Source organism: Amycolatopsis nivea (assembly GCF_004522235.1).
Lineage (GTDB): Bacteria > Actinomycetota > Actinomycetes > Mycobacteriales > Pseudonocardiaceae > Amycolatopsis > Amycolatopsis nivea.
In genome coordinates this window covers 92,055-118,948 of sequence record NZ_SDLT01000018.1, presented here as the reverse complement: position 1 = coordinate 118,948, position 26,894 = coordinate 92,055, and the positions used below count along the sequence as shown (strand labels likewise).

Below are 26,894 nucleotides of genomic sequence, written 5' to 3'. Positions count from 1 at the left end.
GCACCTCGGGCTTTCGGAAAGCCGGACGGCGACGACGGTAAGCCGCCGACCTGTCCGTCGGGCCGACGCGCAGTTACGCCCGGATGACCGTCAGTTCGCGGTGGCGAGTTCCCGCTTCTCGGCGGGCTCCAGCGACGTGACCGGGCCCCGGTCGCGAGTGCCGGTCCACAGCACCGCCGTCACCACGATCACGAGCGCCGAGCCCAGCACGTGGAAGGACACCATCGCCTCGGGCACGCCCAGCGCGTACTGCACGGTCCCCAGAACACCCTGCAGCAGCGCGACAATCCACACCCACGCGTACCGCCGCCACACGCTCTTCGGCGCGCCGACGCGCATCAGCGTGAGCCCGAAGACCCCCAGCACGACGAGGTACGCGATCAGCAGTCCGCTGTGGATCCGGGCCAGCTGCTCGATCGGGGCGTCGAGGCGATGCGTGTTGACGTCGCCGCCGTGCGGGCCCGCGCCGGTGACCGTCGTGCCGGCGATGAGCACCGCCCACATCAGCACCGTCAGCAGCACCAGCATCTGCCGTCCCAGCTTCGGGACCAGCGGGCGCGCCGGTTCGTCTCCTTCGCGGAACGCCTTCAGCAGCAGGACCGCCAGCCACACGAGCGGCGTCGAAGCGAGGAAGTGGATCGCGACCGTCCACCATTCCAGTTTCGCCAGCACCGTCAGCCCGCCGATGACCGCCTGCATCACGACGCCGCCGGGCATCGTCCAGGCGAGCTTCACCAGCCGCTTGCGCTCCGGGTGGTCGATCTGGATCCGCCACGCGGTGAGCACGGCGAGCGCGGCCACCACGATCACGACGCCGGTCAGCATCCGGTTCGAGAACTCGATCCACTGCGTGACCGCGTCGATGCCGGAGTGCCGCACCGGCACCAGGCTGCCCGCGACGCACTGCGGCCAGGTCGGGCATCCCAGCCCGGACCCGGTCACCCGCACCACGGACCCGGTGACGCCGATGCCTGCCTGCGCGACCACCGCGGCGATCCCGACCGCGCGCTGAACCGCGGCGGACGGATACGGCAGGCGGGCGATCAAACTGCGAAGGGACACGCCGAAAGAATACTCGCGCGCGTTTTCCCGCCTGCACGCGGCGGTATTGTTCCGCCCGGATTTGCCAGCGTGCGCAAGGAATCGGGTGCGGCGGCGGTCACATTCCGGTGCGAAATTCCGCGCGGAAATCGCGGTGTGGGATTCAGGTGAGTTTTGTGGTTCGCGTCGCCAGCACGCCGGCCAACGCCGCCCACACCACCAGCACCGCGGCCGGTCCGAGCGGGAACTGGCCGTCCACCAGCGCCGCGCGCATGCCTTCGGCCAGCGCCCCGGAAGGCAGCAGCGACACCACGAACCCGACCCCGGACGGCAGCGCCGACGGGGCCAGCAGAATCCCGCCCGCCAGCAGCAGCACGAACCACACGATGTTCGCCAGCGCCAGCACGGCTTCCGCGCGCAACGCGCCGCCCAGCAGCACGCCCAGCGCGCCGAAAGCCAGCGTCCCCAGCACCAGCAGCACCACCGCGGAACCGATCCCGGCGGCCGACGGGGACCAGCCCAGGAATGCCGCCACGATGCCGAGCACCACGGACTGCAGCGCCACCACGACCAGCGCCGCCACGACCCGTCCGGCCACCAGCAGCCAGCGCGGCAGCGCCGTCGCCGAAAGCCGCTTCAGCACGCCGTACCGCCGGTCGAAGCCGAGCGCGATCGCCTGGCCGGTGAACGCCGACGACATCACCGCCAGCGCGAGGATCCTCGGCGTCATCCAGTCCACTTTGGACGTCGAGCCGAGCTGGCTCGCCGGGAGGATGTCCAGCAGGCTCAGGCCGATCAGCAGCGCGAGCGGAATGATCAGGGTGAGCAGCAGCTGCTCGCCGTGCCGCAGGGTCAGCGCGGCCTCGACGCGCGCGTGCGTGCGCAGCATCTTGCCGAGCGAACCGCGGCCGGGCGCGGGGGCGAAAGTGCCCGCGGGGAACGGAGAACTCATGCGCGCAGCTCCCGTCCGGTGAGTTCGAGGAACACTTCTTCGAGCGTCCGCCGTCCGACTTGCAGTTGTTCGGGCAGTACGCCCTGTTGCGCGCACCAGGCGGTGACGGCGGAAACCACCTGCGGGTCGACCGCGCCCTCCACCAGGTAAGAACCGGGCGCGGTTTCGCTGACCCGGTAGCCCTCCGGCAGCGCGGCCGCGAGCAGCGTCGTGTCGAGTTTCGTGCGGGCGCGGAACCGCAGCTGCGCCGCCTCGCCGGCCTCCAGGGTCAGCGCATGCGGCGTGCCTTCGACGACCACCTTGCCGTGGTCCACGATCACCACCTGGTCGGCCAGCGTTTCCGCTTCCTCCATCAGGTGGGTGGTGAGCAGGACGCTCACGCCGTCCGCGCGCAGGGCCGCGAGCAGGTCCCAGACCAGCCGCCGCGCCTGCGGGTCCATGCCCGCGGTGGGCTCGTCCAGGAACACCAGCTCCGGACGGCCGACCAGCGCGCACGCCAGCGAAAGCCGTTGCTGCTGCCCGCCGGAAAGCCGTTTGAACGGGGTGCGCTTCGCGCCGGCCAGCCCGAGCACGTCGAGCAGCCACGCCGGATCGTGCGGGTTCGCCGCGCAGGAAGCCACTAGCCGGAGCATTTCCTCCGCGCGCACGCCTGGGTACGCGCCGCCGCCCTGGGGCATGATGCCGACGCGGGGGCGGAGCCGGGAGCTGTCCGCGACGGGGTCGAGGCCGAGCACGCGAACGCGGCCCGCGTCAGGTCTGCGGAAACCCTCGCAAATCTCGACAGTGGTCGTTTTTCCGGCGCCGTTCGGCCCGAGCAGGGCCAGCACGCAGCCACGCTCCATGCGCAGGTCGATGCCGTCGACCGCGGTGGTGGAGCCGTAGCTTTTCGCCAAGCCGGAGATCTCGACGGCGGGGTTGTCCACAACGAATCACGATACGACGTCGGCGGGCGCGCGCGGTGCTGGGGACGCCGGAGGTGTCCTGGACAACAGCAGCGGCGAAACCCGGTACACGATCGCGAGGCCGCCGAGGGTCACCAGAGCGGCCGCGCCGTAGGCCCACGGCAGGACGTAGGAGCGGCCGTCGAAGGTGCCGCCGGTGGGCGGCAGCAGGAACGGCAGCCCGGCGCTGATGACCGTGGCGACGACCCGGAACCGCGACGTCCCGGCCGCGGCGGCGAGCGGGATCACCGCCCACAGCAGGTACCAGGGCTGGAGGTTGATCTGCAGGATCATCGCCGCGCCCAGCGAAACGCCGAGCCCGATGATCGGCCGGTACCGCCATTTGAAGCTGGCCCACAGGAATTTGATCGTGACGGCCGCGGTGATCGCGTTGCCGAGCGTGCCGAGGATCGGCACCAGCGCGTCGGTGTGGTTGCCCAGCCCGAGCGTGATGCCGAGGACGCCGCTGAGGTTCGCGATCTCGGCGGTGGGGGAGATGAACGACCGCACCAGCCCCGGCGTGCTCGCCGTCGCGCCGATCCAGCCGAAGCCCAGCCCGGTGCCGACGCAGATCGCGGTGAGCACCACGCCGAACAGCAACGCCATCGGCGCGCCCGCCCACACCAGGTCCTTCAGCCGCCCGTGCCATCTGCGCGCGACCATCACCGACAGGAACGGCAGCGCCAGCACCGCCGGGATCTTCACGGTGGCGCCGACGGTGATGATGACGACGCCGAGCGCGATGAAGAGCAATTCGCCCTTCGCCAGCGGCGGCGGACTGTCTCCCTTCACCCGCACCGGCAGCCGCCGGATGCCGATCTCCAGCCCGGCCACCATGAGCCCGATGGCGAGCGAATCGTTGTGCGCGCCCGCGACGAAATGGAAGATCAGCAACGGGTTCGCCGCGCCGAGCCACAGCGCGGTGGCCGGCTGCACGCCGAACCGCCGGGCCAGCCGCGGCACCGCCCACACGATCAGCAGCACGCCCACCATCGCGAGGCCGCGCTGCAGCAGCACGCCGACGACGATGTTGTTGCCGCCGACCGGGGCCAGCCACCCGCCGAGCCGCAGCAGCAGCGGGCCGTACGGGGCGGGCGTTTCGCGCCAGATGTTGGTGACGCCCGCGGTGAGCGGGTCCGCGACGCCGAGCGCCTGCGCCGGGCCGAGCTGGTACGGGTCCATGCCGCGGTGCACGATCTCGCTCTGCGCGAGATAGCTGTAGACGTCGCGGGAGAACAGCGGCGGGATCAGCAGCAGCGGCGCGACCCACATCGCGACGGTGCGGGCGAGCTGCCCGCTGGTGGCCAGCCGCGCGCTCGCCGGACGGGCGAACCGGGCGAGCATGAGCCAGCTCAGCACCAGGATGCCCATCCCGGAAAACGCGATCGCGAGCGAGACCGTCGGGATCCGGATGAACAGCCGCAGCACCGGCAGGTCCTGCACCGGGTTGATCACCGGCGCTGCGCCGGCCCCGAGCGAGCCGAGCGCGAGGAACAGCGAGCCGACCGTGCCGAAGCGGCGGACCGCGTCGAGGCCGCGGGTCTCGGCGGCGTTCAGCGGATCGGTGCGGCGCGGGCCGACCGGCGACGGCACGGTCGCCGGGTGGTCAGCGCTGTCGGCGCCGCCGGATACGTCCGGTTCCGGTGCCCGCTGGTCCGGGTGTTCGCCGACTGCCACGCCCGGAAGCGTATCGAGTCCGGTCCGGGCGGCGTGGCGAGTCCGGCCGGAAGGCTGCGGGCGGGTGCGGGGCGGCGGGTCGCGAGTGGGTTTGGCGGGCGGTGCGGAGGGGCGGATCGGTCTGGTTCGGGCGGAGGGGAGGATCGAGTCCGGTCGGCGCGGGGAGCCCGGCGGGAAGGTGGTGCCGGGTGCGGGGCGAGGCTCGTTCCGCGTGAGTCGGGTCACTGGGCGACACCCTGCCTTTGCCCGGCGGCCGGAAATAAGACACACTTGTGTTGTGAAAAAGAACGGGACCACCGGCGAGGGGCGCGGCGAGCAGCCGCGCACCGCGGCTGTCGGCGTTCCCGTGCAGGTCAGCGCCGCGAACGTGGCCGAGGGGCGCACCCGGCACGAGGTCGCCCGGCTGCTGCTGGAGCAGGGCCCGATGACCGCCGTGGTGGTCGCCGAGCAGCTCGGGATCAGCCCGACCGCGATCCGGCGGCACCTCGACGCGCTGCAGGCCGACGGCGAGGCCGAGACCCGCGACGCCCCCCGCAAGGGCCCGCGCGGACGCGGCCGCCCGGCCAAGCTGTTCCTGCTCACCGAAGCGGGCCGCGCCCGGTTCGGGCACGCCTACGACGACCTCGCGGTCTCGGCCATCCGCTTCCTCGCCGAGCACGCCGGCCCGGACGCGGTGCGCGCGTTCGCCGAGCGCCGGGTCGAGGGGCTCGTCGGGCCGCACCGGCAGGCGATCACCGGATCGGCTGATCCGGTCGAGCGCGCCGAGGCCCTCGCCACCGCGCTGAGCAGGGAGGGCTACGCTGCCTCGACCCGTCAGGTCGGGGCGGGCGCCCCCGCCGCGAACGTCGGCGCGCAGCTGTGCCAGCACCACTGCCCGGTCGCGCACGTCGCCGCGGAATTCCCGCAGCTGTGCGAGGCCGAGACGGAAGCGTTCGCGAAGCTGCTGGGCACCCACGTCCAGCGGCTGGCGACCATCGCGCGCGGAGACAACGCGTGCACCACACACGTACCCGCCGGACCGGCGGGTATCCCGGCCCATCCCGAGCCGGACCGCACGACGCCCGGACCAGCGGCCCCGCCGCCCGAAGGGCACGCACCACGGATCCCGAATGGAGGGAAACCCGCATGACTGCCGCTGCCGAGCAGCGCACTCCCACCACCGAGCCGTTGAGCCAGGAAGAGACCATCGCGTCCCTTGGCAACTACGCCTTCGGCTGGGCGGACTCCGACGAGGCTGGCGCCAGCGCCCGCCGCGGCCTGAACGAGGATGTCGTCCGCGACATCTCCGCGAAGAAGTCCGAGCCCGAGTGGATGCGCGACGCCCGATTGAAGGCGCTCAAGCTGTTCGACCTCAAGCCGATGCCGAACTGGGGCGCCGACCTCTCGGGGATCGACTTCGACAACATCAAGTACTTCGTGCGGTCCACCGAGAAGCAGGCGGCCAGCTGGGAAGACCTGCCCGAGGACATCAAGAACACCTACGACAAGCTGGGCATCCCCGAGGCGGAGAAGCAGCGCCTCGTGGCCGGCGTCGCCGCGCAGTACGAGTCCGAGGTCGTCTACCACCAGATCCGCGAGGACCTGGAGGAGCAGGGCGTCCTGTTCCTGGACACCGACTCCGCGCTCCGCGAGCACCCGGAGATCTTCCAGGAGTACTTCGGCTCCGTGATCCCGGCGGGCGACAACAAGTTCTCCGCGCTGAACACGGCGGTGTGGTCCGGCGGCTCGTTCATCTACGTGCCGAAGGGCGTGCACGTCGAGATCCCGCTGCAGGCCTACTTCCGGATCAACACCGAGAACATGGGCCAGTTCGAGCGGACGCTGATCATCGTCGACGAGGACGCCTACGTCCACTACGTCGAGGGCTGCACCGCGCCGATCTACCAGTCGGACTCGCTGCACTCCGCGGTCGTCGAGATCATCGTGAAGAAGGGCGCCCGCTGCCGCTACACGACGATCCAGAACTGGTCGAACAACGTCTACAACCTGGTCACCAAGCGCGCCAAGTGCGAAGAGGGCGCGACCATGGAGTGGGTCGACGGCAACATCGGCTCCAAGGTGACCATGAAGTACCCGTCGGTCTTCCTCATGGGCGAGCACGCCAAGGGCGAGGTCCTCTCGGTCGCGTTCGCGGGCGAGGGCCAGCACCAGGACGCCGGGGCCAAGATGGAGCACCTCGCGCCGCACACGTCCTCGACCATCGTGTCGAAGTCGGTCGCGCGCGGCGGCGGCCGGACCTCCTACCGCGGCCTGGTCAAGGTCGCGAAGCGGGCGCACCACTCGCGCTCCAGCGTGGTCTGCGACGCCCTGCTGGTGGACACGATCTCGCGGTCGGACACGTACCCGTACGTGGACATCCGCAACGACGAGGTGTCCATGGGCCACGAGGCCACCGTGTCCAAGGTCAGCGAAGAGCAGCTGTTCTACCTGATGTCGCGCGGCCTCGACGAGGCCGAGGCGATGGCGATGATCGTGCGCGGGTTCGTCGAGCCCATCGCGCGCGAGCTGCCGATGGAATACGCGCTCGAGCTGAACCGCCTGATCGAGCTGCAGATGGAAGGGTCCGTCGGCTAAATGTCCGTGGCAGAGAACAACGTTTCCGAAGCGGTCCGCGAGGGGGTCGTCGTTCCGGCGGCCTCCCGCGCGGAGCGCTTCACCTCCTACGACGTCGAGGCCTTCGAGGTCCCCGGCGGGCGTGAGGAAAACTGGCGCTTCACGCCGATGAAGCGCCTGCGCGGCCTGCACGACGGTTCCGCCGTCGCCTCCGGCGAGATCACGCTGGAGACCGAGGCCGCGCCCGAGCTGAAGATCGAGACCGTCGGCCGCGACGACTCGCGGCTCGGCCAGGCGGGCGTGCCGAGCGACCGCATCGCCGCGCAGGCGTACTCCTCCTTCGCCAAGGCCACCGTCGTGACGGTGCCGAAGGAGACGAAGGCGTCGACGCCGTCGGTGCTGCGCATCCACGGCCCGGGCGAGGGCCAGGTCGCCTACGGGCACCTGCAGGTCCGCGCCGAGGCGTTCGCCGAAGCCGTGATCGTGCTCGACCACGTCGGGTCCGGCACCTACGCCGACAACGTCGAGTTCGTCATCGGCGACGGCGCCAAGGTCACCGTGGTCAGCGTCCAGGACTGGGCCGACGACGCGGTGCACGTCTCCGAGCAGCACCTCAAGCTGGGCCGCGACGCCGCGCTGCGGCACACCGTGATCACCCTGGGCGGAGACCTGGTCCGCATCTCGCCGACCGCGACCTTCACCGACAAGGGCGGCGACGTCGACATGCTCGGCGTCTACTTCGCCGACGGCGGCCAGCACCAGGAGCACCGGCTCTTCGTCGACCACGCGGTGCCCAACTGCAAGTCGCGGGTCGGCTACAAGGGCGCGCTGCAGGGCGAGGGCGCGCACGCGGTGTGGATCGGCGACGTGCTGATCCGGGCCGCGGCCGAGTCCACCGACTCCTACGAGTTCAACCGCAACCTGGTGCTCACGCCCGGGGCGCGCGCGGACTCGGTGCCGAACCTGGAAATCGAGACCGGCGAAATCGAAGGCGCCGGCCACGCGAGCGCGACGGGAAGGTTCGACGACGAGCAGTTGTTCTACCTGCAGTCGCGCGGAATCGCCGAAGAAGCCGCCCGCCGCCTGGTCGTGCGCGGGTTCTTCCACGAAATCCTGGTGAAGATCGACGTCCCCGAGGTGCGCGAGCGCCTCGAAGCCGCGATCGAGGCCGAACTCGAAGCCGTCGGCGCCTGACGCCCTCCACCGCAGACTTTAGGAAACGAAGAATGGCTACCCTGGAAATCAAGGACCTGCACGCGTCGGTGACCACCGACGAAGGCGCCAAGGAGATCCTCAAGGGCGTCAACCTGACCATCCGGTCGGGCGAGACGCACGCGATCATGGGCCCGAACGGCTCCGGCAAGTCCACCCTGTCCTACGCGATCGCCGGCCACCCGAAGTACACGGTGACCTCCGGCGAGGTGCTGCTGGACGGCGAGAACGTGCTCGAGATGAGCGTCGACGAGCGCGCCCGCGCCGGCCTCTTCCTCGCCATGCAGTACCCGGTCGAGGTGCCCGGCGTCTCGATGTCGAACTTCCTGCGCACCGCGGCCACCGCGGTCCGGGGCGAGGCTCCCAAGCTGCGCCACTGGGTCAAGGAGGTCAAGGAGGAGATGGGCAAGCTCGGCATCTCCCAGGAGTTCGCCGAGCGCTCGGTGAACGAGGGCTTCTCCGGCGGCGAGAAGAAGCGCCACGAGATCCTGCAGCTGGCGCTGCTCAAGCCGAAGTTCGCGATCCTCGACGAGACCGACTCCGGCCTGGACGTCGACGCGCTGCGCGTCGTGTCCGAGGGCGTCAACGAGTACAAGGCGGGCAACGAGGTCGGCGTCATGCTGATCACGCACTACACCCGCATCCTGCGGCACATCACCCCGGACTTCGTGCACGTCTTCGCCGACGGCCGCATCGTCGAGTCCGGCGGCCGCGAACTGGCCGACGAGCTGGAGGAGAACGGCTACGTCAAGTACGTCGGCTCCGCCGAGCCGGCCAAGGCCTGACGTTCCCCGCGCCCCGTTCCCGACGACACCGAGAGAGAGGAGTTGGCTCGATGACCACCACGGCTTCGAACAGCCCGACCAACTCTGTTCCCCTTGACGTGGCGGCACTGCGTGCCGACTTCCCGATCCTGACGCGCACCGTGCGCGACGGGAAACCCTTGGTGTACCTGGACTCCGGAGCGACCTCGCAACGGCCGGTGCAGGTGCTCGACGCGGAACGGCGGTACGTGTTCACGTCGAACTCGGCCGTGCACCGCGGTGCCCACCAGCTGTCCGAAGAGGCCACCGACGCCTACGAATCCGCGCGTGCCAAGACCGCGGAATTCGTCGGCGCGGACCCGGAAGAGCTGGTGTTCGCCAAGAACGCGACCGAGGGCATCAACCTCGTGGCGTACGCGATGAGCAACGCCGCCACCGCCGGACCGGAAGCGGAGCGTTTCCGGATCGGCGAGGGCGACGAAATCGTCATCACCGAGATGGAGCACCACGCGAACCTCGTGCCGTGGCAGCAGTTGTGCCAGCGCACCGGGGCGACGCTGAAGTGGTTCAAGGTGACCGCCGAGGGCCGGCTCGATCTGTCCGACATGGACAGTGTGATCACGCCGCGCACGAAGGTGGTCGCGTTCGCGCACCAGTCCAACGTGCTCGGCACGGTCAACCCGGTGGCCAAGCTGGTGGCCAAGGCGAAAGAGGTCGGCGCGCTGACCGTCCTCGACGCCTGCCAGTCCGTTCCGCACTTCCCGGTGGACTTCCACGCGCTGGACGTCGACTTCGCGGTGTTCTCCGGGCACAAGATGCTGGCCCCGTCCGGGATCGGCGTGCTGTACGGCCGGACCGAACTGCTGTCCGCGATGCCGCCGTTCCTGACCGGCGGTTCGATGATCGAGCTCGTCACGATGGAGCGCACCACGTTCGCCGCGCCGCCGCAGCGGTTCGAGGCCGGGGTGCCGATGACGTCGCAGGCGATCGGCCTCGGCGCGGCGGTGGACTACCTGTCCGCCATCGGGATGGACCGCGTCGCGGCGCACGAGCACGAGCTGGCCGCGGCCGCGATCGCGGGCATCAGCGCGATCCCGGGCGTGCGCATCGTCGGGCCGACCGACCTGGAGGACCGCGGTGCCACCGTCGCGTTCGTGATCGACGGCGTGCACCCGCACGACGCCGGCCAGGTGCTCGACAGCCTCGGCATCGCCGTGCGGGTGGGGCACCACTGCGCGTGGCCGCTGCACCGGGCGTGCTCGGTGCCCGCCACCGTGCGGGCGAGCTTCTACCTGTACAACACGCTGTCCGAAGTGGACGCTCTGGTCGCCGGGATCCGCGAGGCGCAGAAGTTCTTCGGGGTGGCCCAGGACGGGGCCGAGAAGTGAACCTGGAGAGCATGTACCAGGAGATCATCCTGGACCACTACAAGAACCCGCACGGGCGCGGCCTGCGCGATCCGTTCGACGCGGAGTCGTTCCAGGTCAACCCGACCTGCGGCGACGAGATCACCTTGCGGGTGAAGGTCAGCGACGGCAAGGTCGAGGACGTGTCCTACGACGGGCAGGGCTGCTCGATCAGCCAGGCGTCCGCGTCGGTGCTCACCGACCTGGTCGTCGGGCACACGGTCGACGAGGCGTTCACGACCATGGACGCGTTCGTGGAACTGATGCAGGGCAAGGGCAAGGTCGAACCGGACGAGGACGTACTGGAGGACGGCGTCGCGTTCGCCGGCGTCGCGAAGTACCCGGCGCGCGTGAAGTGCGCCCTGCTCGGCTGGATGGCGTTCAAGGACGCGGTGTCCAGCACCACCACAGGAGCTGAGAAGGCATGAGCGAAGAGACGGCCACCGACCCGCGCGAGGGGCGCACCGCCGCGGACCTGCCCGAGCAGTCCGCCGCCGTCCCCGCCGACATCGCCAAGATCGAGGACGTCGAGGAAGCGATGCGCGACGTCGTCGACCCGGAACTCGGCATCAACGTCGTGGACCTCGGCCTGGTCTACGACATCCGGGTCGAGACCGACAACACCGCGACGATCGACATGACGCTCACGTCCGCGGCGTGCCCGCTCACCGACGTGATCGAGGACCAGACGTCGGCCGCGCTGACGTCCGGCGGTCTCGTGAACGACTTCCGGATCAACTGGGTCTGGATGCCGCCGTGGGGCCCGGAGAAGATCACCGACGACGGCCGCGAGCAGTTGCGGGCGCTCGGTTTCACTGTCTGACGTTGTGCTTCGAGAAGGCCGCTCCCGGTTCGCCGGGGGCGGCTTTCGGCGTATCCGGGCTGGTGCTTTCGGGCGCTGCCGGGCGGAACGCCGGATTCTGTCGGGGGCGGGTGCTATTACTGGTCAATGACCGAACCCGACTCCGAATCCGTGCGTTCTTCCGAGGAAAGACCCAGCCGCGGCCTGGCCGTGGGAGCGGTGTCCGTGGCCGCGGTGAGTTTCTCGCTCGCGGTGCTCACCTGGCTGGCCTGGCTGCTGGTCCGGCCCCGGATGCTGACCGCCGGGGTGTATCCGCTCGTGGCCGAGGTGTTCGTCCTGGTGCTCGGTGCGTTGTGGTTCCTGGCGCTGCTGGCCGGGGTGCTGGCGGTGGTCCTGGGGCGGCTCGGGGGAGGACTGCGCTACGGCGGCGACCTGGCCCGCAAAGGCGCGCTGCTGGGCGGGCTGACGGTGGTGGTGGCGCTGGCCGGGACGGTCGCGTTCACGGTTAGTCCTGGGTTGATGCCTGTTTATGGGGATGTTGGGCGGCCGCTTAATTCGATCCTTCGGGAGTAGGGGTTGTATAACGGCCTATACGGGGGTGGGTGGTTGTGGGTCCGTTGTGGATAGAGGGGCGTTGGTCGTCTGCGCGGTTCTGGGCTGCGTGACGGATTCGCGGGTCCGGTTGATCCTCGCTCGGTGATCGACGGGTTTCTGGCCCCCGTGGCTGGTTTTCTGCGTGCTTCGCCGGTTTTCGGCGGGGCTGGCGCGTATGCCGTTGCGCAGGGGTATTTCACTCTGCTGGGCCGGGTGATGCTTGGCGTGACTTGCCGCGGTGGTGAGGGTGTCGCGGTTTCGGGCGGCTCGTCGCCTGGGGGCGACATCGCGCACGGTGGTTGCGTGGGGCACCCCGAAGCTTGATTGTGCTGACGGTTCGGGGGTGCTTGTCAAGGCGGGAAAGATGCCTTGACAAGCACCCCCGAACCGCAGGAGAGCTTCGTATCGGGGTGCGGGGGAGGGGCTGGGTGCCTCGCTCGTTGGGTGCACCGGCTGCGGTTGGTGGGTGGGATAGCGCCCCAATGTGGCATTGGGTGCGTGGGACGCACCCAATGTGGCGTTCGGTGCGTCTGACGCACCCAATGCCGCATTGGGGCGCTACCGGAGTGCGGTCGTGAGGGGAACCCTGACGGAATCAGAGTTCCTCAGGGTGGCCCTCACGTACTTCGCCGAGCAGGGTTGGGGCGAGGGTCAGCGGGTTCGGGGCCGTCGTCCGGAGCGTCGGAAGACGACGAAAAGCAGTCGCAGTCCTGCCAGTGCGCTGATCATCAGCAGGTTGTAGCCGAACACGTGGTTGAGCGTCAGTCCGGGCACCAACTGCGGGCCACTCGAGCTGGACAGCAGTAGTACGGCCATAAGTCCGGTTGCGATGCCGACCAGGGCCAGCAGTACCTCGTGCACCAGGCCGGTCACCAGGTCGCGGTCGCGTTCGTCGGAGAACAGGCGCATGTTCACCGACAGTCTGCCTTCCTCCAGTGCCGCGCCGATTCGGTCGACGCGGCGGGGGAGGCGGCGCAGCACTGGCAGCAAGGCGGTGAATTCGTCGGTGACGGTGCGGCGCAAGGTGTCCGGGCGCAGGCCGATGCGTTCGGTGGCGAATGCGCGGGATTCGGCGACCAGGTCGAAGTCCGGGGCTAGCGTCGCGAGGGTGCCTTCCATCGTCGCCAACGCGCGGAACACCGCGGCGATCGGCGGCGGGACGGCGAGGCGGAAGTCGGCTATGACGCGGAACAGGCCGGTGAACAGGTCGAGACCGGGCGTCCGGCCGGGGCCGAAGTGTCGGGCCAGCAGGGCGCCGAGGGCGCGTTCCAGGCGTTGTTCGTCGAGATCGTCCGGGCGGTTGACGATTTCCAGCAAACCGTCGCGGACGCCGGCTGGGTCGCCGCGGTCGATGGCGGGCAGCAGGGCTTGCAGGCCGGCGCGCAGGCCGGTGTCTAGGCGGCCGACGGAGCCGAAGTCGAGCAGGCCGAGGGTGCCGTCTTCGAGCAGCAAAACGTTGCCCGGGTGGGGATCCGCGTGGAACACCCCGCCGAGCAGTACCTGGTCTAGCAGGCCGCGCAGGAAAGTGCGGGCGAGTTCTTCGCGGGAGTGCGCGGAACCTGTGGCGAGCGGTTTGCCGTCCAGTCGTCGCATCACCAGAACGCGCTCTGTGGACAGTGCTTTGTGGACAGTCGGAAGCGTGACGCCGGGGACCGGATGTGCGGCGATGGCTTCGATGTTCGCGGCTTCGGTGCGGAAATCGAGTTCGTCCTCAAGGGATTCGGCGAAGCCGTCGGCCAGTTCCCGGACACCGAGCGAACGTGCCCAGCCGGCGCGTTCGTACAGCACGGCGGCTAGGCGGCGGACGATGTCGATGTCGCGTTCCACCTGCTCGCGGATCCCGGGCCGCTGCACTTTCACGACGACCTCGGCGCCGGACCGCAGCCGGGCGCCGTAAACCTGCGCGATCGACGCTGCGGCAAGGGGTTCGTCGTCGATGTGGGCGAAGGCGGTGACGTCGATTTCCTCCCGCAGCAAAGCGCGCACCTCGTCTTCGGGCGCGGGCGGGACCTGATCGTGCAGCTTGCTGAGTTCGCGGATGTACACCGGCGGCAGGAGATCGGCGCGGGTCGAGAGCAGTTGGCCGAGCTTTACGAACGTCACGCCCGCTTCTTCCAATGCCAGCCGCAGCGATCGCGCGAGTTTCGCCGAGCCGTCAGGTCCCGCGGTGCGGCGGCCGGTGAGGAACGAGCCGAGGCCGTGGCGGATGGCGATGCGCATGATCCGCGAGTAACGACGGGCGCGGGACGCGCGGGATCGCAGCGAGCGCATCCGGGCGAACAGTCCCGATCCGCCGGACGGAACCGCGAGTTCGGCGACGAACAGGACCAGCAGGGTCACCGCGAGCGCGCTGCCCGCCAACGGGATCAGCAGTCCGATCGCGACCCCGGCGTTGGTGAGCACGGCGATCGGGAACAGTCGGACGGCAGTGCCCGCGACGAGCCAGCCGGCCAGCGCGGCGCCGAGCGCGCGGACGAGACCGACGCGCACCCCGAGCACTTTGCGGGCCGCGGCGACGAGCGGCCACAGCACGACGACGTAGGCCACCAGGCCGAGCAGCAGCGTTTGCATGCCGAAGAGCACACCAGCACGGCGGCGCGTGCGGATCCAGCCGGGGCGGGACGGGCCTCCCTCTCGCGGGGGAGCGCCCTACTTTCGGACGTAGTCGGCCCCGGTGGTGAACTTCTAACGTCATCGAGCGGACAAAGGGTTGCTTGCTTTCCCCGATGAGTACGGAGGACACGATGCACGCACGAGGGTTCCGGCGGATCGCCGCACTGGCCACGGTCGCCGCCGTGCCGCTCGGCTTCGGCCTGGCGACCGCACCCGCCGCGTCCGCCGCCGCGGCGACCACCGTCTACTACAGCTCGGCAGGCGCGCCGGACTACCTCGCGCAGATCGACCAGGGCGCGGCGAACTGGAACGCCGCGGTCACCGACGTGCAACTGGTCAAGGACGAGGGCAAGGCGACGATCACCATCCACGAGGTGCACAGCGGCGGCTCGTACACGCAGACCGACGGACACGGCAACGGCGACGTCTACCTGGACACGAGCCAGGTCGCGGAGGGCTACGACCCGACCCGCATCGCCGCGCACGAACTCGGGCACAACCTCGGGCTGCCGGACCACTACGAAGGGCCGTGCACGGAACTGATGTCGGGGCACGGTCCGGGCACGTCGTGCACCAACGCGAAGCCGGACGCGCAGGAGTCGGCGAAGGTGCAGCAGTTGTGGGCCAACGGAGTCCGCGCCGCGGGCACGCGGGTCACGACGACTGTCTACTGAGGACTGCGCGCGGGCCGGAGCGGACCCGGCCTGCGCGCTCTCATTCGGCTTGCTGCCGGAAGAACAGGCACGCGCAGGGAGCACGATCTCGGCCGGGGGTTACGTCGACTGTCTACTGAGGACTGCGCGCAGGCCGGAGCGGACCCGGCCTGCGCGCTCTCATTCCGCGTGCAGCACGAAGAACAGGCAGCTCGGGCTGACGCACAGCATCCGGTAGTCCTCCGGGAACAGCTTTTCCGCCTCCGGAACCGGTTTCGGCTCGCTGAGCACCGCAATCCGGAACCCGGCCGCCGTGAACGCGTCGGTCATCGCGTGCACCGGCCGGTTCCAGAAGCTCATCGGCATGGTGCGGCCGTCGATTTCCCAGGTCTCGGTCCACTCGTAGGTGGTCGAGTAGTCGGTCTGCTGCCCGGCTTGCCGCTGCAGCAGGTGAATGGCAAACGGATGGTCGACCACCACGATCAGCCGTCCGCCGGGCTTGAGGATGCGGTGGAACTCGCCGAGCGTCGGGCCCCAGTCTTCGAGGTAGTGCAGCACCAGTGAGGCGACGACGTCATCGAACGCGTTGTCCGCGTAGGGGAGCGGCTCGGCCACGTCGGCGATGCGCAGGTCCACATCCGGTCCTAGCCGCTCGCGGGCGATGTCGAGCATGCCGCTGCTGAGGTCGAAACCGGAGACTTCCGCGCCGCGATCGCGCAGCGCGACGGTCAACGGCCCGGCGCCGCAGCCCGCGTCGAGAATCCGCCGCCCGGCCACGTCCCCGGCCAGCGCCAGCACGGCGGGCCGCTCGTAGTAGGCGTTCTGGATTTCGGTGTCCGACCATCGGGTGTAGGTGTCGGCCAGCAGGTCGTAGTCGTTGACGACGGTGCTCTCTTCAGGCGGCATGCGGTCCACGGTGCCAGAAAATCGGCCGCCGGGTCCCGCCCTGGAGGGAGGCGTCCGCTGGCGCCGCCTGTCAGGATTGGCGGGTGCGTTTCTTCCGTCCGCTGGTCAGCGGGGTCACCTATCGCCGGTGGGTGTACTTGATCCTCGGCGCCGCGCTCAGCGTGCCGTACCTGCTGCTCGCCATGGTCGCGATGCCCGCGCTGGTGCCGTTCGCCACGACGATGGGGTGGGCGAGCCTCGCCGGGTTCGTCGTGATGCTCGTGGTGCTGGCCGCGACCGCGTTCCTGCCCGCGGTGCGCGTCCTGGAGGCGGCGGCGGTTCGGGAACTGCTCGCCCAGCCCGCGCCGGGACGCGGACGGCTGCGGTGCGCGACGATGTTCGTGCTGCACGTCGTGACCGGTCTGTGCACCGGTCTCGCGACGCTCGCGGTGCCTGCCGGGTTCGGGTTCGCGATCAACGCCGTCTTCACCGGTCGGCTTGTCGACACGCCGGATTTCCACCTGACGGTTCCGCGCGGCTGGGCTTCGGCGTGGCTGCCCGCGGCGTTCGTGGCGGCTTTCGTCGTGCTGATCTACGTCGTGTGGGGCCTCGGCGGAGTGCTGCGCCGCGTGGCCGCCCGGTTGCTCGGCTGGTCCGCCGCCGAACGCATCGCACAGCTCGAACGCCGCACCGACCAGCTCGCCGAACGCACCCGGCTCGCGCGCGAACTCCACGATTCCGTCGGCCACGCGCTTTCGGTGGTCACGCTGCAAGCCGGGGCCGCGCGGCGGACGTTGCACACCGACCCCGGTTTCACCGAGGAAGCGCTCACCGCGATCGAGGAATCCGCCCGCACCGCGCTCGACGACCTCGACCACGTGCTCGGCCTGCTCCGCGACGAAGCACGCGACCGGACGCCGCACGCGGGTCTCGCCAACCTGCCCGCGCTGATCACCGTGACGCAGCAGTCCGGGACGGAGTGCCGCTACGAGGTGCACGGCGACATCGCCGCGGTGCCGGCGGTGGTTTCCCGCGAGGTGTACCGGATCCTGCAGGAATGCCTGACCAACGCGGTGCGGTACGCGGGCAAGGTGCCGGTCACCGTCGCGCTGGCGGTCGCGGACGGGCGGCTGCGGGCGGCGGTCGCGAATCCGCTCGGCTCGGCCCGGCCGTCGCGCGCCCGCGGCGGACGCGGTCTACGGGGCATGGCGGAGCGGGCGGAACTGGTGGGTGGCAAGCTGTCCGCGGGACCGGTCGGCGATAACTGGGAGGTCGTGGTGACGGTGCCGTGGGGGAACCGGTGAGCGTGCGAGTCTTGCTGGTGGACGACGAACGGCTGATCCGGGCCGGGCTGCGCGCGATCGTGGACAGCGAACCGGATCTGACCGTGGTCGGCGAGGCGTCCGACGGCGCGGAGGTACCCGGGCTCGTCGGGCAGCTGCGGCCGGACGTCGTGCTGATGGACGTGCGGATGCCCGCGGTGGACGGGATCCGCGCGACGGAGCATCTGCTGTCCACTGTGGAGGATCCGCCGAAGGTGATCGTGGTGACCACCTTCGAAAACGACGACTACGTGTACGACGCGCTGCTCGCCGGGGCGAGCGGATTCCTGCTGAAACGCGCGCGCCCGGAGGAGATCGTCGCCGGGATCCGCACGGTGCTGGCGGGGGATTCGCTGTTGTTCCCGGCCGCGATCCGGGGCATGGCCGCTCGCCGCGCGCCGGGTGCCGCCGCCCCGCTGGACTTCCTGACCGAACGGGAACGCGACGTGCTGCGGCTGATGGCGGCGGGACTGTCCAATGGGGAGATCGCGGCGGAGCTGTTCCTGGGGCTGCAGACGGTGAAAACGCACGTCGGGAATGTGCTGTCGAAACTGGGCGCGCGGGACCGGACGCAGGCGGTGATCCGGGCCTACGAGTCGGGATTCGTCAGGCCGACCGGCTGATCGCGACGTCCCGGCCGATGCCGCGCAGGACTTCGACGCGGTCGCTGCCGGGGCGGCTGAGGACCCAGCTCGAACCCGGAACCGCTTTGGCGCGTTTCTTCAGCGGTGCGAGGAGCCGGGAAGCGTCCCGATAGGACGGAATGGCGCCGCTGCCGCACACGAGCGTCGCCAGGGAAACCGTGACCGGCATGCCTTCGGCGGACCAGTGCGTGTCCAGCAAAGCCGCGGCGACCGTGCCGATCTCGTCGACGTCGCACACGATCAGGAAGTCGTCGCCGCCCACGTGGCTCACGCGCATCCGCGGCAGCCGCCGGGCGAGGTCGGTGAGCGTTTCGCCCAGGGCGCGGATCAGGTCGTCGCCCGCGGCGAAACCAGCGTTGTCGTTGACCGATTTGAAGGCGTCGACGTCCAGCCACGCAGCCACGAACTGCTCGCCGCTCGCGATCCGGCGTTCCACGTCGCGCGCCGCCGCTTCACTGCCCGGCAGCCGGGTGAGCGGGCTGAGCGTGACCGCCTCCTCGACCTTCGCCTCGGCGACCCCGCGCACGACCTCGGTCACCAGCACCACGCCGAGACAGTGCCCGGACGCGTCGACCACTACGACGTCGTCGCCGGTGCGGCCCCAGTCGGCGTCGGTGACCAGTTCGAGGAATTCCAGCGCGCTCGCGCCCGCCTCGATCAGGTGCGGTTTGTCCGCCAGCCGGGCGGCGGGCCGCTTCGCGTGCAAGGCGTGTCCGTACGGACCGGTGATGGTGACGAGGAACCGGGTCCGGTCGACTGACCACTGTGGACGGTTGTCCGCGTCGACGCCGACCACCCCGCTCGGTGCGTCCGCGGCGGCGAGCACCTCGCGGACGTCGTCGCAGGTCGCGTCGACCGGCAGGGTCGTGGCCGGGCGCAGGAAGTCGCCGACGCGCGGGGCCTGCGGCGGCGCGGGCGTGCGCCGGTCCTCCGGGATGACCGCGCCGGAGGCGGGCGCGGACCGGTGCGCGGCGGGCGGCGCGAGCAGGTTGCCCTGCGCGATCCGGACGCCGAGGCTCTGCGCCGCGTCCAGCTGCGACTCGGTTTCGATGCCGGTCGCGACCAGCCGGATGTTCGTGCGCGTCGTGAAGTGCAGCAGCGCCTCGACCACTGCCGTCGACGCCGGGTCGCCGGGCAGGCCGCGCAGCACGCTGCGGTCGAGTTTCACCAGGTCCACCGGCGACTGCGCGAGCAGCGCCAGCGGCAGGTCGCCGCGGCCGAGCCCGTCGAGCGCGAGCCGGAAGCCCTGTTCGGTGAGCGCGCGCATGCCGTCGAGCAGGCGGCCGGTGGGCAGGTGCGTGAACGGCGGCCCGACCTCGAGCACCACGTCGCGGGTGCGTCGTCCGGCCGCGCCGAGTTCGGCGATCAGCTCGTCGAACGCCTCCAGCGGCGACGCGAGCGTGCGGGCGGAGACGTTGAGGTGCAGCGGGAGCGCGCTGGGCCGCTCGGCCTCCTGGCGCACCGCGGCGGCGGCCAGCCCGAGGTCGACCTCGGTGAGCTTGCCCGCGCGGCGCGCTTCGGCGAGCAGTTCGTGCGCTGTGCCCCGGCCCGGCCGGGCCAGCGCTTCGTACGCGACGACCCCGCCGGTGTGCAAGCTGTACATCGGCTGGAAGGCGAATCGGACCGCACGCAGCGTCGTCACGGACGCGATACTCGCACCGCCGAAGGGGGCCGCGAAACCGTTGTCAGCTGATGTTCACCGGCGCGGCACTTCGGCCACCGGATCGGAGTAACAAAATGGTTTTCCCGTTCGCTCGATCGGGCAAGGCAACAATCCCGGCACGGACTCAGCCGAGCAGCCGCCGACGCAGCCGGGCCGGGGCGGCGCGGAACAGGTTTGCCATGGTCGAGGCGGTGCCGGGCAGGTCGGCGCGGCCCGAGGTGAACGCGCGCTGCGCCGGGATCGGGAGCTCGAAGAACAGGTCGAAAAATTGCGCCGACTGAGCGGGTGACATTCCGCACAATGCACGGAGTCCGTGGCGGCGCAAGGCATGCACAGCACGGGCTTCCGGCGGCCACAATGCCTTCCGGGCAGCGCCGGCCGCGGCCGCCGGACCTGCGTCGAACGCGTCTGCGAGAGCCTCCGCGACGCGAGGCGCGAGCTGCAGTGCGGTCGCGAGGCTGAAACCGGTCGCCGGGTGCACGAGCGCGCCCGCGACCCCGAACGGCACCGCCTGGCCGCGCTTCGGCAGCGGGACGTCGAGCACGATCCGCACCTGTTCGACCCGGCCCGCCGGACGGATTCCCGCCGCTTTGAGCCGCGCGTGCAGCCGCTGGGCCAGTTCGGACACCGGGAGCCCGGGTTTGCGGGCGAGCGAGGTCTCCTCGACCAGCACGGAGCCGTCGCCGAGGGGCAGGAGGTAGCGGAAGCTGTCGGTGCCGTCGCGCCAGTCCATGAAGACAGCAGTGTCGGGCGGGGCCAGCCGCTCGGCCTGGTCGGCGGGCAGCACGAGCCCGTACGCGGTCTGCTCAGCGCGCGGAGCCCGGAGCTTGGGCGCACCGGACGCGTCGACGAACACAGCGGCTGCGAGCCGTCGACCGTCGGCGAGCAGGACCGTCGAACCGTGCGGACCGTGTTCCGCGCCGGTCGCCTTGCCCGTGACGACCTCGACCTGCGGTTCGGTGAGCCACTCGCGCAGCCCGGCGTTGTCGAGCACCCGGTAAGCCCGGTCGACGCGGTGCTCGCGGGTCCCGAACGCGAGCGTCGTCGCCGGAGCCGCGGCGATCGCTTTATCCGGCAGCTCCGGCACTTCGTCTGCCCACAGTCCGTAAGTGTTCGGCCACTTTAGGTGCGGATCCGGGTCGAGCACGGCCGTTTCCAGTCCTCGCCGGGCGCACGCGGCCGCCAGCGCCCGTCCGGCCGGGCCGCCGCCCGCCACCAGCACGTCGGTCATCCCGCAATCCTGCCGGACGGCCGGATACGGTGGGACACATGGACGAGACCGATCCGAGGGCAGCGCGGCGGGACCCGCAGGACGGGACCGGCGGGTTCACCGATCTGGCGACCAGCCCGTTCCGCGTCGACCGCGACCGGATCACCGCGTCGCCGTTCTTCGCGCGGCTCGGCGGGGTCACCCAGGTGGTCAGCGCCGGCGGCGCCGGGCTGCTGCACAACCGGCTGACGCACAGCCTGAAGGTCGCGCAGGTCGCGCGCGGGATCGCGGAGCGGATCACCGGATCGAGCGAGTCGGCCGAACTCGCGGCGAAACTCGGCGGCTGCGATCCGGACGCGTGCGAGGCCGCCGCGCTGGCGCACGACCTCGGGCACCCGCCGTTCGGGCATCTCGGCGAGCAGATCCTGGACCGGATCGCCCGGCACCGGTTCGGCCTGGCCGACGGTTTCGAGGGCAACGCGCAGTCGTTCCGCATCGTCACGACGACCGACGTGCGCGGCCCGTCCGCCATCGGCCTGGACCTGACGACCGCGGTCCGCGCCGCGGTCCTGAAGTACCCGTGGGCGCGGCTGCATTACCCGCAGCCGCATCCGACCGCGATGCCGCTGCCGCCTCGCGGCGCGGCCGAGCCGGACGACGCTCCCGGCACCGGCGCGAGCAAGTTTTCCGCGTATGTCACGGAATTGGACGACTTCGAGCAGTCGCGGGCCCCGTTCGCCGGGCGGATCGAGCCGTGGCAGCAGACGGTCGAAGCGTCCGTTATGGACACTGCCGACGACATCGCGTACGCGATCCACGATCTGCAAGATTTCCACCGCATCGGCGTCCTGCAGCACGCCCCCGTCGCCGCCGAACTGGGGGAGTGGCTGGCGCACGCGGTCGAGCTGGCCTCTTTGGACGATGCCCGGCTGACCGCGGAAATTCGCCGGCCAGGCCGTTCCCTGGAGCGGATGCGCCGCCGCATGCACCTGAAGGACAGCTGGATCGTGGACGACGACGCCTTCGCCGCGGCCGTCGCCCGAGTCCAGCGAGAACTGGTCGACGGCCTTCTCGCGGACGGCTTCGACGGCTCGACCGAAGCCGAACAAGCGACGGCCGCCTTCTCGGCGAGCTGGATGGCACGGCTGGTCGACGGGGTGTTCGTCCTGTCGTCGCCCCCGACCCGGTCCGGGCATGTGTCGCTGCGTCCCGCGCAGTGGCACGAGGTGCAGGTCCTGAAGTTCGTCCACCGGCGGTTTGTGTTGCTGCGCCCCGATCTCGCCCTGCACCAGCGCGGCCAGGCCAGTCTGGTCACGACGCTGGTCGACGCGCTGGACGCGTGGCTCCTGGACCGCGACGAGGCTTCCCGCTTGCCGCGTCGGCTGCACGATCTGATGGAACTGGCGCACGGCGAGTACTCGGACCTCGCCCGGGTCGCGCCGGAACTGCTGGTGGGCGCGACGGGCGAACGAATCGAGGGCGCGGACGCGGTGCGCGGACTGGCCCGGGGACGCGCGGTCGTGGACTTCGTGGCTTCGCTGACGGACAAGCAGGCGGTGACCTTGCTGGACGCTTTGTCGGGCCGGTCGAGCCAGCCCTGGTCGGATTCCTTTGTGCTGTAAATAGGTTGCGTTCGCCGGGGCCGGTCAGCACGGTAGACAGATGCCGTTGACGATCCGGGACGCTGGCGCCGACGATTGGCCGGGGATCTGGCCGATCATCCGGGACGTGGTGACCGAGCAGCAGACGTTCCCCTACGACCCGGCGATGAGCGAATCCGAAGCCCGTCAGCAGTGGCTGGTCGCAGCCCCGGCGCGGGTCGTGGTCGCGGCCGACGGGGATCGGGTGCTGGGCACGGCGAACATGTACGCCAACCGGCCGGGCCCGGGCAGTCATGTCGCTTCGGGAAGCTTGATGGTGTCCAGGGACGCCCGAGGCCACGGCGTCGGGCGGGCCTTGGTGGTGGACTTGATCGCTTGGGCCCGGCGGACGGGGTTCGCGGCGATTCAGTTCAACGCGGTGGTGGAGACCAATGTTCATGCGGTTCGGTTGTATGAGAGTTTGGGGTTCGTGACATTGGGGATCGCACCGGGGGCGTTTCAGCATCCGGTGGAGGGGCGGGTGGGGTTGCGGATCATGTGGCTGGAGTTGTGAGCGTTGTATCGGCTTCTGTCCGAAGCGGACCGTCCGGGGTTTGCGCTGGCCTTCGAATCGATGTCCGGCTTCCTCAGCGAGGGCCGGGCTGCTGGGCTGGTAACTATCGAAAACGTGGTCGGCGCGGCTGAGGCGATCCCGGTGACTGTCGAGGACGCGGAGATCGAGGTGGTCGACGGCGCTGGCAAGGCCATCGGCCACTACTGGTTCGGCCGCCTGGAATTGCGGCCGAAGAACCTTGTCCGGACACCGGATGGATCGGTGCACCTCGAAGTTCCGTTTCCTGACGGTTGGCCTTATCCGCACGCGCAGGCGATCTGGTCGCGATGGCGCCGCGGCTCGATCCTGCCCGGCGAGTGGACGCGGTATCCCGCGGCCCAGCACGGCGACTGGCTGCACGTCGTGCAAAACGCGTGGTTCTTCTCCGGGAAGCGCGCGATGCGCTACAACACGGGCGACATCGTCATCGACGGGCAGGGCTTGTCCTCCGAGGACTCGTTCTATTGCGCCCTCGGCGAGGCGGCGAACGGGCCGGGAGGTCACTTCGGCAGCAACTTGGACGCACTCGACGACTGTCTCCGCAGCGAACCCGCTTCAACTCCGCGCTATCCGGTGGTCTGGCACGCCGCGGCGGAATCCCGCCGAACCTTGGGCGATGCGTTTGTGGAGGCGGTCGCGGAAGTGTTCGCCGACCACCGCATCGAACTGCACGAGCGTGAATCCGCTGTCCAGTAAACCCTCGCCAGGACAACCGAGGCGGCAGCAGCTCCGCCGAACGGCCTACGACGTCCGGCGGGCAACGGATATTGCCTCACCAACGTCACTCCAACGGCCGTTTTTCCCGGACAGAAGTGGTACTTAGCTGGATCCAGCCGGTGATCACCGGCGTTGGCCAGCGTGAGTCGGGGCACGCGGTGCGAGATCGGAGGGCGCACGTGCGTCGTACCCGTTCACCTGGAGCCTCGACAAGAAGACGGACGGGCGTGGTCGCCGCGGCGGTGCTTGCCGCCGGGTTGGTGACACCGCCCTTGGCCGATGCGCAGGAGTCTACTGTGGACTCTACCGCGAACAGTCAGATCGCCGCATTGCAAGCGGTGAAAGCAGGACAGACCGCGACTGAGTCCAAAATAGACAGCAAACTGCTCGTCCAGGAGAAGATGCGCACGCGGAGCCTGAGCGCGGCCGCGTTGCCCGGAATCGGCAAGACCGCGGACAAGGCACTGGTCGACATCCGGGTCACGAAGGTCAGCGACGAGCTCGTCAACGACCTGCGCAAGGCCGGGGCCGAGGTGCGTGCGGTGTCGAGCACGGCGGCGAGCATCCGGGCCGACGTGCCGTTGGCCGCACTGCCGGAGATTGCGAAGCGCGGCGACGTGAAGCATGTCGAAACCGCGGATCAGGCGATGACAGCGCGGCAGCGGGAAAACAAGAACGGCACGGAAACCAAGCAGCAGAAAGCCGATCGAATCGACCGGCAGCTCAAGGAAGCGATCGGGACCAAAACGCAGGTGGTCAGCGCGGGCGACCGGGCGCACAACGCGGACACGGCGCGCCAGCAGTTCGGCGTGACCGGAACCGGCGTGAAGGCGTGCGCGCTGTCCGACGGCGTCGATTCCCTGGAGGTTTCCCGCACCAAGGGCGAGCTTCCGGCGGTCGATGTCCTGACCGGACAGGCCGGCAGCGGCGACGAGGGCACCGCGATGCTGGAGATCATCCATGACCTCGCGCCGAACGCCAAGCTCGGGTTCGCCACGGCATTCACCTCCGACGCGAGTTTCGCCGACAACATCCGCAAGCTCCGTTTCGAAGCGCATTGCGACGTCATCGTCGACGACGTCATTTACTTCAAGGAATCCCCGTTCCAGGACTGGATCATCGCGCAAGCGGTGAACGACGTGACGGCCGACGGCGCGCTTTATTTCTCCTCCGCGGGCAATGAAGGCAATGTCGCCGACGGCACCGCAGCGCACTGGGAAGGCGACTTCGTCGATTCGGGAGTCTCGATCGGCAAGTTCGCCGGCACCGCGCACAACTTCGCGGGCGCAGCCGGAAAACAGGTGTATGAACCGATCTCGGACGCGTCGTCGGCGAGCATCCCGGTGACGCTGCACTGGTCCGACCCGATCGGCGCGGCCTCGGACGACTACGACCTCTACCTCCTCGACGCGCGCGGCAACGTCGTGAGCTTCAGCCAGGACGTCCAGAACGGCACCCAGGACCCGTACGAGCAGCTGGCCACCCCGCTGTTCGGCGGCACCGGGCTGCGGCTCGCCGTGGTGAAGTTCTCCGGGGCGAGCCGGTATCTCTCGCTGACCGCGTTCGGCAGCCGGTTCCGCGATTCCGCGGACGGGCTCAAGGCGTACTCCACGCCGGGTGCGGTCGTGGGCCACGCCGCGGCGCGCAAGGCGTTCGCGGTCGCCGCGGCACCGGCCGAGGCGGCGTTCGGGCGGCCGCTCGAACCGGGCGACCCGGCGAACCCGACCGGACCGTACCCGGCGGCGTATTCCGCTGCCAGCAAGGCGGAACGGTTCAGTTCGGACGGTCCGCGGCGCATGTTCTACGAAGCCAACGGAACGCCGATCACGCCGGGCGACGTGTCGTCGACCGGGGGAGAGGTCCGGCAGAAGCCGGAAATCACCGCGGCGGACGGCGTGCACACGTCGGTGAGCGGGTTCGACCCGTTCTTCGGCACCTCGGCGGCCGCACCGCACGCGGCCGCGATCGCGAGCCTGGTGCTGTCCGGCAATCCCGGACTGTCCTCTTCGGACATTCGCGAGGCGTTCCTCAAGACCGCGGTGGACATCGAAGCACCCGGTACGGACAACCTCACCGGCGCCGGAGTGTTGCTGGCGGACAAGGTGCTCGCGTACACCGGAGCCAGCCCGCAGCCGTACGCGGAAGCGGGGCAGCCGACGGTCCGCGGACCCAGCGGCGGCAGCACGCTCAACCCCGGTGACACCGCGACTGTCACGCTGCCGGTGAAGAACACCGGCGACGGCACCGCGGTCTCCACGAGCGTGGTGCTCACCTCGCCGACCCAGGGCGTCACGATCGAGCCGAGGGCGAAGTCGTACGGCACGATCAGCCCGGGACAGACCGGAATCAACGACTTCACCGTCACGGTTCCGGCAAGCCAGCAGCTGGGCTCGCCGGTGGTGCTCAGCGCGAAGGTGACTTTCGCGGGCTCGTACTCGCCGCGCACCAGCACGTTCTCGCTGCCGGTCGGCACGCCGTCGCCGGTTTCGCAGGCGTTCGCCTACGCCGGTCCGGCGGTCGCGATCCCGGACAATTCGCAGCTCGGCGCGTCGGTCCCGCTCGTGGTGAGCGGCGTCGGTCCCGCGTCGAAGGTGTCGCTTTCGATCGACGGCGCCACCTGCACTACGGCGGAGAAAGCGACCACGGTCGGCATCGACCACACCTACGTCAACGACCTGGTCGGCACGCTGACCTCGCCTTCCGGTGCGACGGCGACGCTGTTCCAGAAGGGCGGCGGCAGCGGGAACAACCTCTGCCAGGTGGTCTTCGACGATTCCGCGACCAAGCTGTTCAGCTCGGCCGGGTCCGGGGACGCGCCGTACACCGGCACCTACCGGCCGGTCGCGGCGCAGAGCCAGCTCGGCGCTTCGGCGGACGGCACGTGGACGCTCAAGGTCGTCGACACCACCGGCGGCGACACCGGTTCGATCCGCAGCGTTTCGCTGCACGTCAACGGGTACGTCTCGGCCGGGCATCCGGCGGACGTGCACAAGACGGTGACCACCGGGCCGGTGCGGCCTCAGCTGGCCTGAGCGATGCGGGGCCGTCGCAC

General features: G+C 70.1%; 23 protein-coding genes. 15 read left to right on the top strand and 8 right to left on the bottom strand.

The window, feature by feature from the left end; genetic code table 11:
• Window positions 1–90 precede the first annotated feature (90 nt).
• The 4 genes from EIZ44_RS22070 to mptB form a co-directional block, all read right to left on the bottom strand.
• Window positions 91–1,062, bottom strand: a complete 972-nt coding sequence (locus EIZ44_RS22070; protein ID WP_134730907.1) for a COX15/CtaA family protein — start codon at window positions 1,060–1,062, stop codon at window positions 91–93.
• Between the two features lie 142 nt (window positions 1,063–1,204).
• On the bottom strand, window positions 1,205–1,993 hold the full coding sequence (locus EIZ44_RS22065; RefSeq protein WP_167754238.1) for an ABC transporter permease: 789 nt from the start codon (window positions 1,991–1,993) through the stop codon (window positions 1,205–1,207).
• Window positions 1,990–2,916, bottom strand: a complete 927-nt coding sequence (locus EIZ44_RS22060; RefSeq protein ID WP_037814674.1) for an ABC transporter ATP-binding protein — start codon at window positions 2,914–2,916, stop codon at window positions 1,990–1,992. The genes EIZ44_RS22065 and EIZ44_RS22060 overlap by 4 nt, the downstream gene beginning before the upstream one ends.
• A 6-nt stretch (window positions 2,917–2,922) precedes the next feature.
• A complete protein-coding gene (gene mptB / locus EIZ44_RS22055; protein ID WP_037815015.1) occupies window positions 2,923–4,527 on the bottom strand; it encodes a polyprenol phosphomannose-dependent alpha 1,6 mannosyltransferase MptB in 1,605 nt (534 codons plus the stop codon).
• A gap of 361 nt (window positions 4,528–4,888) precedes the next feature.
• Between mptB and EIZ44_RS22050 the strand changes: the two genes are divergently transcribed.
• The 8 genes from EIZ44_RS22050 (at window position 4,889) to EIZ44_RS22015 (ending at window position 11,921) form a co-directional block, all read left to right on the top strand.
• Window positions 4,889–5,740 carry a helix-turn-helix transcriptional regulator gene (locus tag EIZ44_RS22050; protein ID WP_370318243.1) on the top strand — a complete coding sequence of 284 codons (852 nt, stop codon included), beginning with the start codon at window positions 4,889–4,891 and terminating at the stop codon, window positions 5,738–5,740.
• Complete coding sequence (gene sufB, locus EIZ44_RS22045; RefSeq protein WP_037814676.1) at window positions 5,737–7,185, top strand: Fe-S cluster assembly protein SufB; 1,449 nt, start codon at window positions 5,737–5,739, stop codon at window positions 7,183–7,185. Before EIZ44_RS22050 ends, sufB begins: the two co-directional genes overlap by 4 nt.
• Window positions 7,186–8,358, top strand: a complete 1,173-nt coding sequence (gene sufD / locus EIZ44_RS22040; protein ID WP_043827459.1) for a Fe-S cluster assembly protein SufD — start codon at window positions 7,186–7,188, stop codon at window positions 8,356–8,358.
• A 32-nt stretch (window positions 8,359–8,390) separates the two neighbouring features.
• On the top strand, window positions 8,391–9,161 hold the full coding sequence (gene sufC / locus EIZ44_RS22035) for a Fe-S cluster assembly ATPase SufC (protein WP_037814678.1): 771 nt from the start codon (window positions 8,391–8,393) through the stop codon (window positions 9,159–9,161).
• A gap of 50 nt (window positions 9,162–9,211) precedes the next feature.
• A complete protein-coding gene (locus EIZ44_RS22030; RefSeq protein WP_037814680.1) occupies window positions 9,212–10,528 on the top strand; it encodes a cysteine desulfurase in 1,317 nt (438 codons plus the stop codon).
• A complete protein-coding gene (gene sufU, locus EIZ44_RS22025) occupies window positions 10,525–10,974 on the top strand; it encodes a Fe-S cluster assembly sulfur transfer protein SufU (RefSeq protein WP_037814681.1) in 450 nt (149 codons plus the stop codon). The genes EIZ44_RS22030 and sufU overlap by 4 nt, the downstream gene beginning before the upstream one ends.
• Window positions 10,971–11,369 carry a metal-sulfur cluster assembly factor gene (locus tag EIZ44_RS22020; RefSeq protein ID WP_037814682.1) on the top strand — a complete coding sequence of 133 codons (399 nt, stop codon included), beginning with the start codon at window positions 10,971–10,973 and terminating at the stop codon, window positions 11,367–11,369. Before sufU ends, EIZ44_RS22020 begins: the two co-directional genes overlap by 4 nt.
• A 126-nt stretch (window positions 11,370–11,495) precedes the next feature.
• On the top strand, window positions 11,496–11,921 hold the full coding sequence (locus EIZ44_RS22015; RefSeq protein WP_134730905.1) for a hypothetical protein: 426 nt from the start codon (window positions 11,496–11,498) through the stop codon (window positions 11,919–11,921).
• Between the two features lie 672 nt (window positions 11,922–12,593).
• Here EIZ44_RS22015 and EIZ44_RS22005 read toward each other — a convergent pair.
• Window positions 12,594–14,513 carry an ABC1 kinase family protein gene (locus EIZ44_RS22005; protein ID WP_134730901.1) on the bottom strand — a complete coding sequence of 640 codons (1,920 nt, stop codon included), beginning with the start codon at window positions 14,511–14,513 and terminating at the stop codon, window positions 12,594–12,596.
• A gap of 173 nt (window positions 14,514–14,686) precedes the next feature.
• Between EIZ44_RS22005 and EIZ44_RS22000 the strand changes: the two genes are divergently transcribed.
• Complete coding sequence (locus EIZ44_RS22000) at window positions 14,687–15,229, top strand: snapalysin family zinc-dependent metalloprotease (RefSeq protein WP_134669685.1); 543 nt, start codon at window positions 14,687–14,689, stop codon at window positions 15,227–15,229.
• Between the two features lie 159 nt (window positions 15,230–15,388).
• On the opposite strand, the gene EIZ44_RS21995 is transcribed toward EIZ44_RS22000, so the two are convergent.
• Entirely contained in the window at window positions 15,389–16,114 is a 726-nt protein-coding gene (locus EIZ44_RS21995) for a class I SAM-dependent methyltransferase (RefSeq protein WP_134730899.1), read from the bottom strand.
• Window positions 16,115–16,197: 83 nt separating this feature from the next.
• On the opposite strand from EIZ44_RS21995, the gene EIZ44_RS21990 reads away from it, so the two are divergent.
• A complete protein-coding gene (locus EIZ44_RS21990) occupies window positions 16,198–17,397 on the top strand; it encodes a sensor histidine kinase (protein WP_134730897.1) in 1,200 nt (399 codons plus the stop codon).
• The gene (locus tag EIZ44_RS21985; protein WP_043833251.1) at window positions 17,394–18,038 is read left to right on the top strand and encodes a response regulator transcription factor; all 645 of its coding nucleotides are present in this window, start codon (window positions 17,394–17,396) and stop codon (window positions 18,036–18,038) included. The genes EIZ44_RS21990 and EIZ44_RS21985 overlap by 4 nt, the downstream gene beginning before the upstream one ends.
• Here EIZ44_RS21985 and EIZ44_RS21980 read toward each other — a convergent pair.
• Window positions 18,022–19,701 (bottom strand): GGDEF domain-containing protein, encoded by a 1,680-nt coding sequence (locus EIZ44_RS21980; RefSeq protein ID WP_043833253.1) that lies wholly within the window; start codon window positions 19,699–19,701, stop codon window positions 18,022–18,024. The genes EIZ44_RS21985 and EIZ44_RS21980 overlap by 17 nt on opposite strands.
• A gap of 145 nt (window positions 19,702–19,846) precedes the next feature.
• Entirely contained in the window at window positions 19,847–20,953 is a 1,107-nt protein-coding gene (locus EIZ44_RS21975; protein WP_134730895.1) for a lycopene cyclase family protein, read from the bottom strand.
• 38 nt (window positions 20,954–20,991) lie between these two features.
• Between EIZ44_RS21975 and EIZ44_RS21970 the strand changes: the two genes are divergently transcribed.
• From EIZ44_RS21970 to EIZ44_RS21955, 4 genes are all read left to right on the top strand, one after another.
• A complete protein-coding gene (locus tag EIZ44_RS21970; protein WP_134669642.1) occupies window positions 20,992–22,554 on the top strand; it encodes a deoxyguanosinetriphosphate triphosphohydrolase family protein in 1,563 nt (520 codons plus the stop codon).
• Between the two features lie 40 nt (window positions 22,555–22,594).
• Window positions 22,595–23,086: a GNAT family N-acetyltransferase gene (locus EIZ44_RS21965; RefSeq protein ID WP_134669640.1), complete on the top strand. Its 492-nt coding sequence runs from the start codon at window positions 22,595–22,597 to the stop codon at window positions 23,084–23,086.
• A gap of 3 nt (window positions 23,087–23,089) precedes the next feature.
• Window positions 23,090–23,821, top strand: a complete 732-nt coding sequence (locus tag EIZ44_RS45165) for a barstar family protein (RefSeq protein ID WP_205673262.1) — start codon at window positions 23,090–23,092, stop codon at window positions 23,819–23,821.
• Between the two features lie 200 nt (window positions 23,822–24,021).
• Entirely contained in the window at window positions 24,022–26,874 is a 2,853-nt protein-coding gene (locus tag EIZ44_RS21955) for a S8 family serine peptidase (protein ID WP_134730893.1), read from the top strand.
• Window positions 26,875–26,894: the final 20 nt, after the last annotated feature.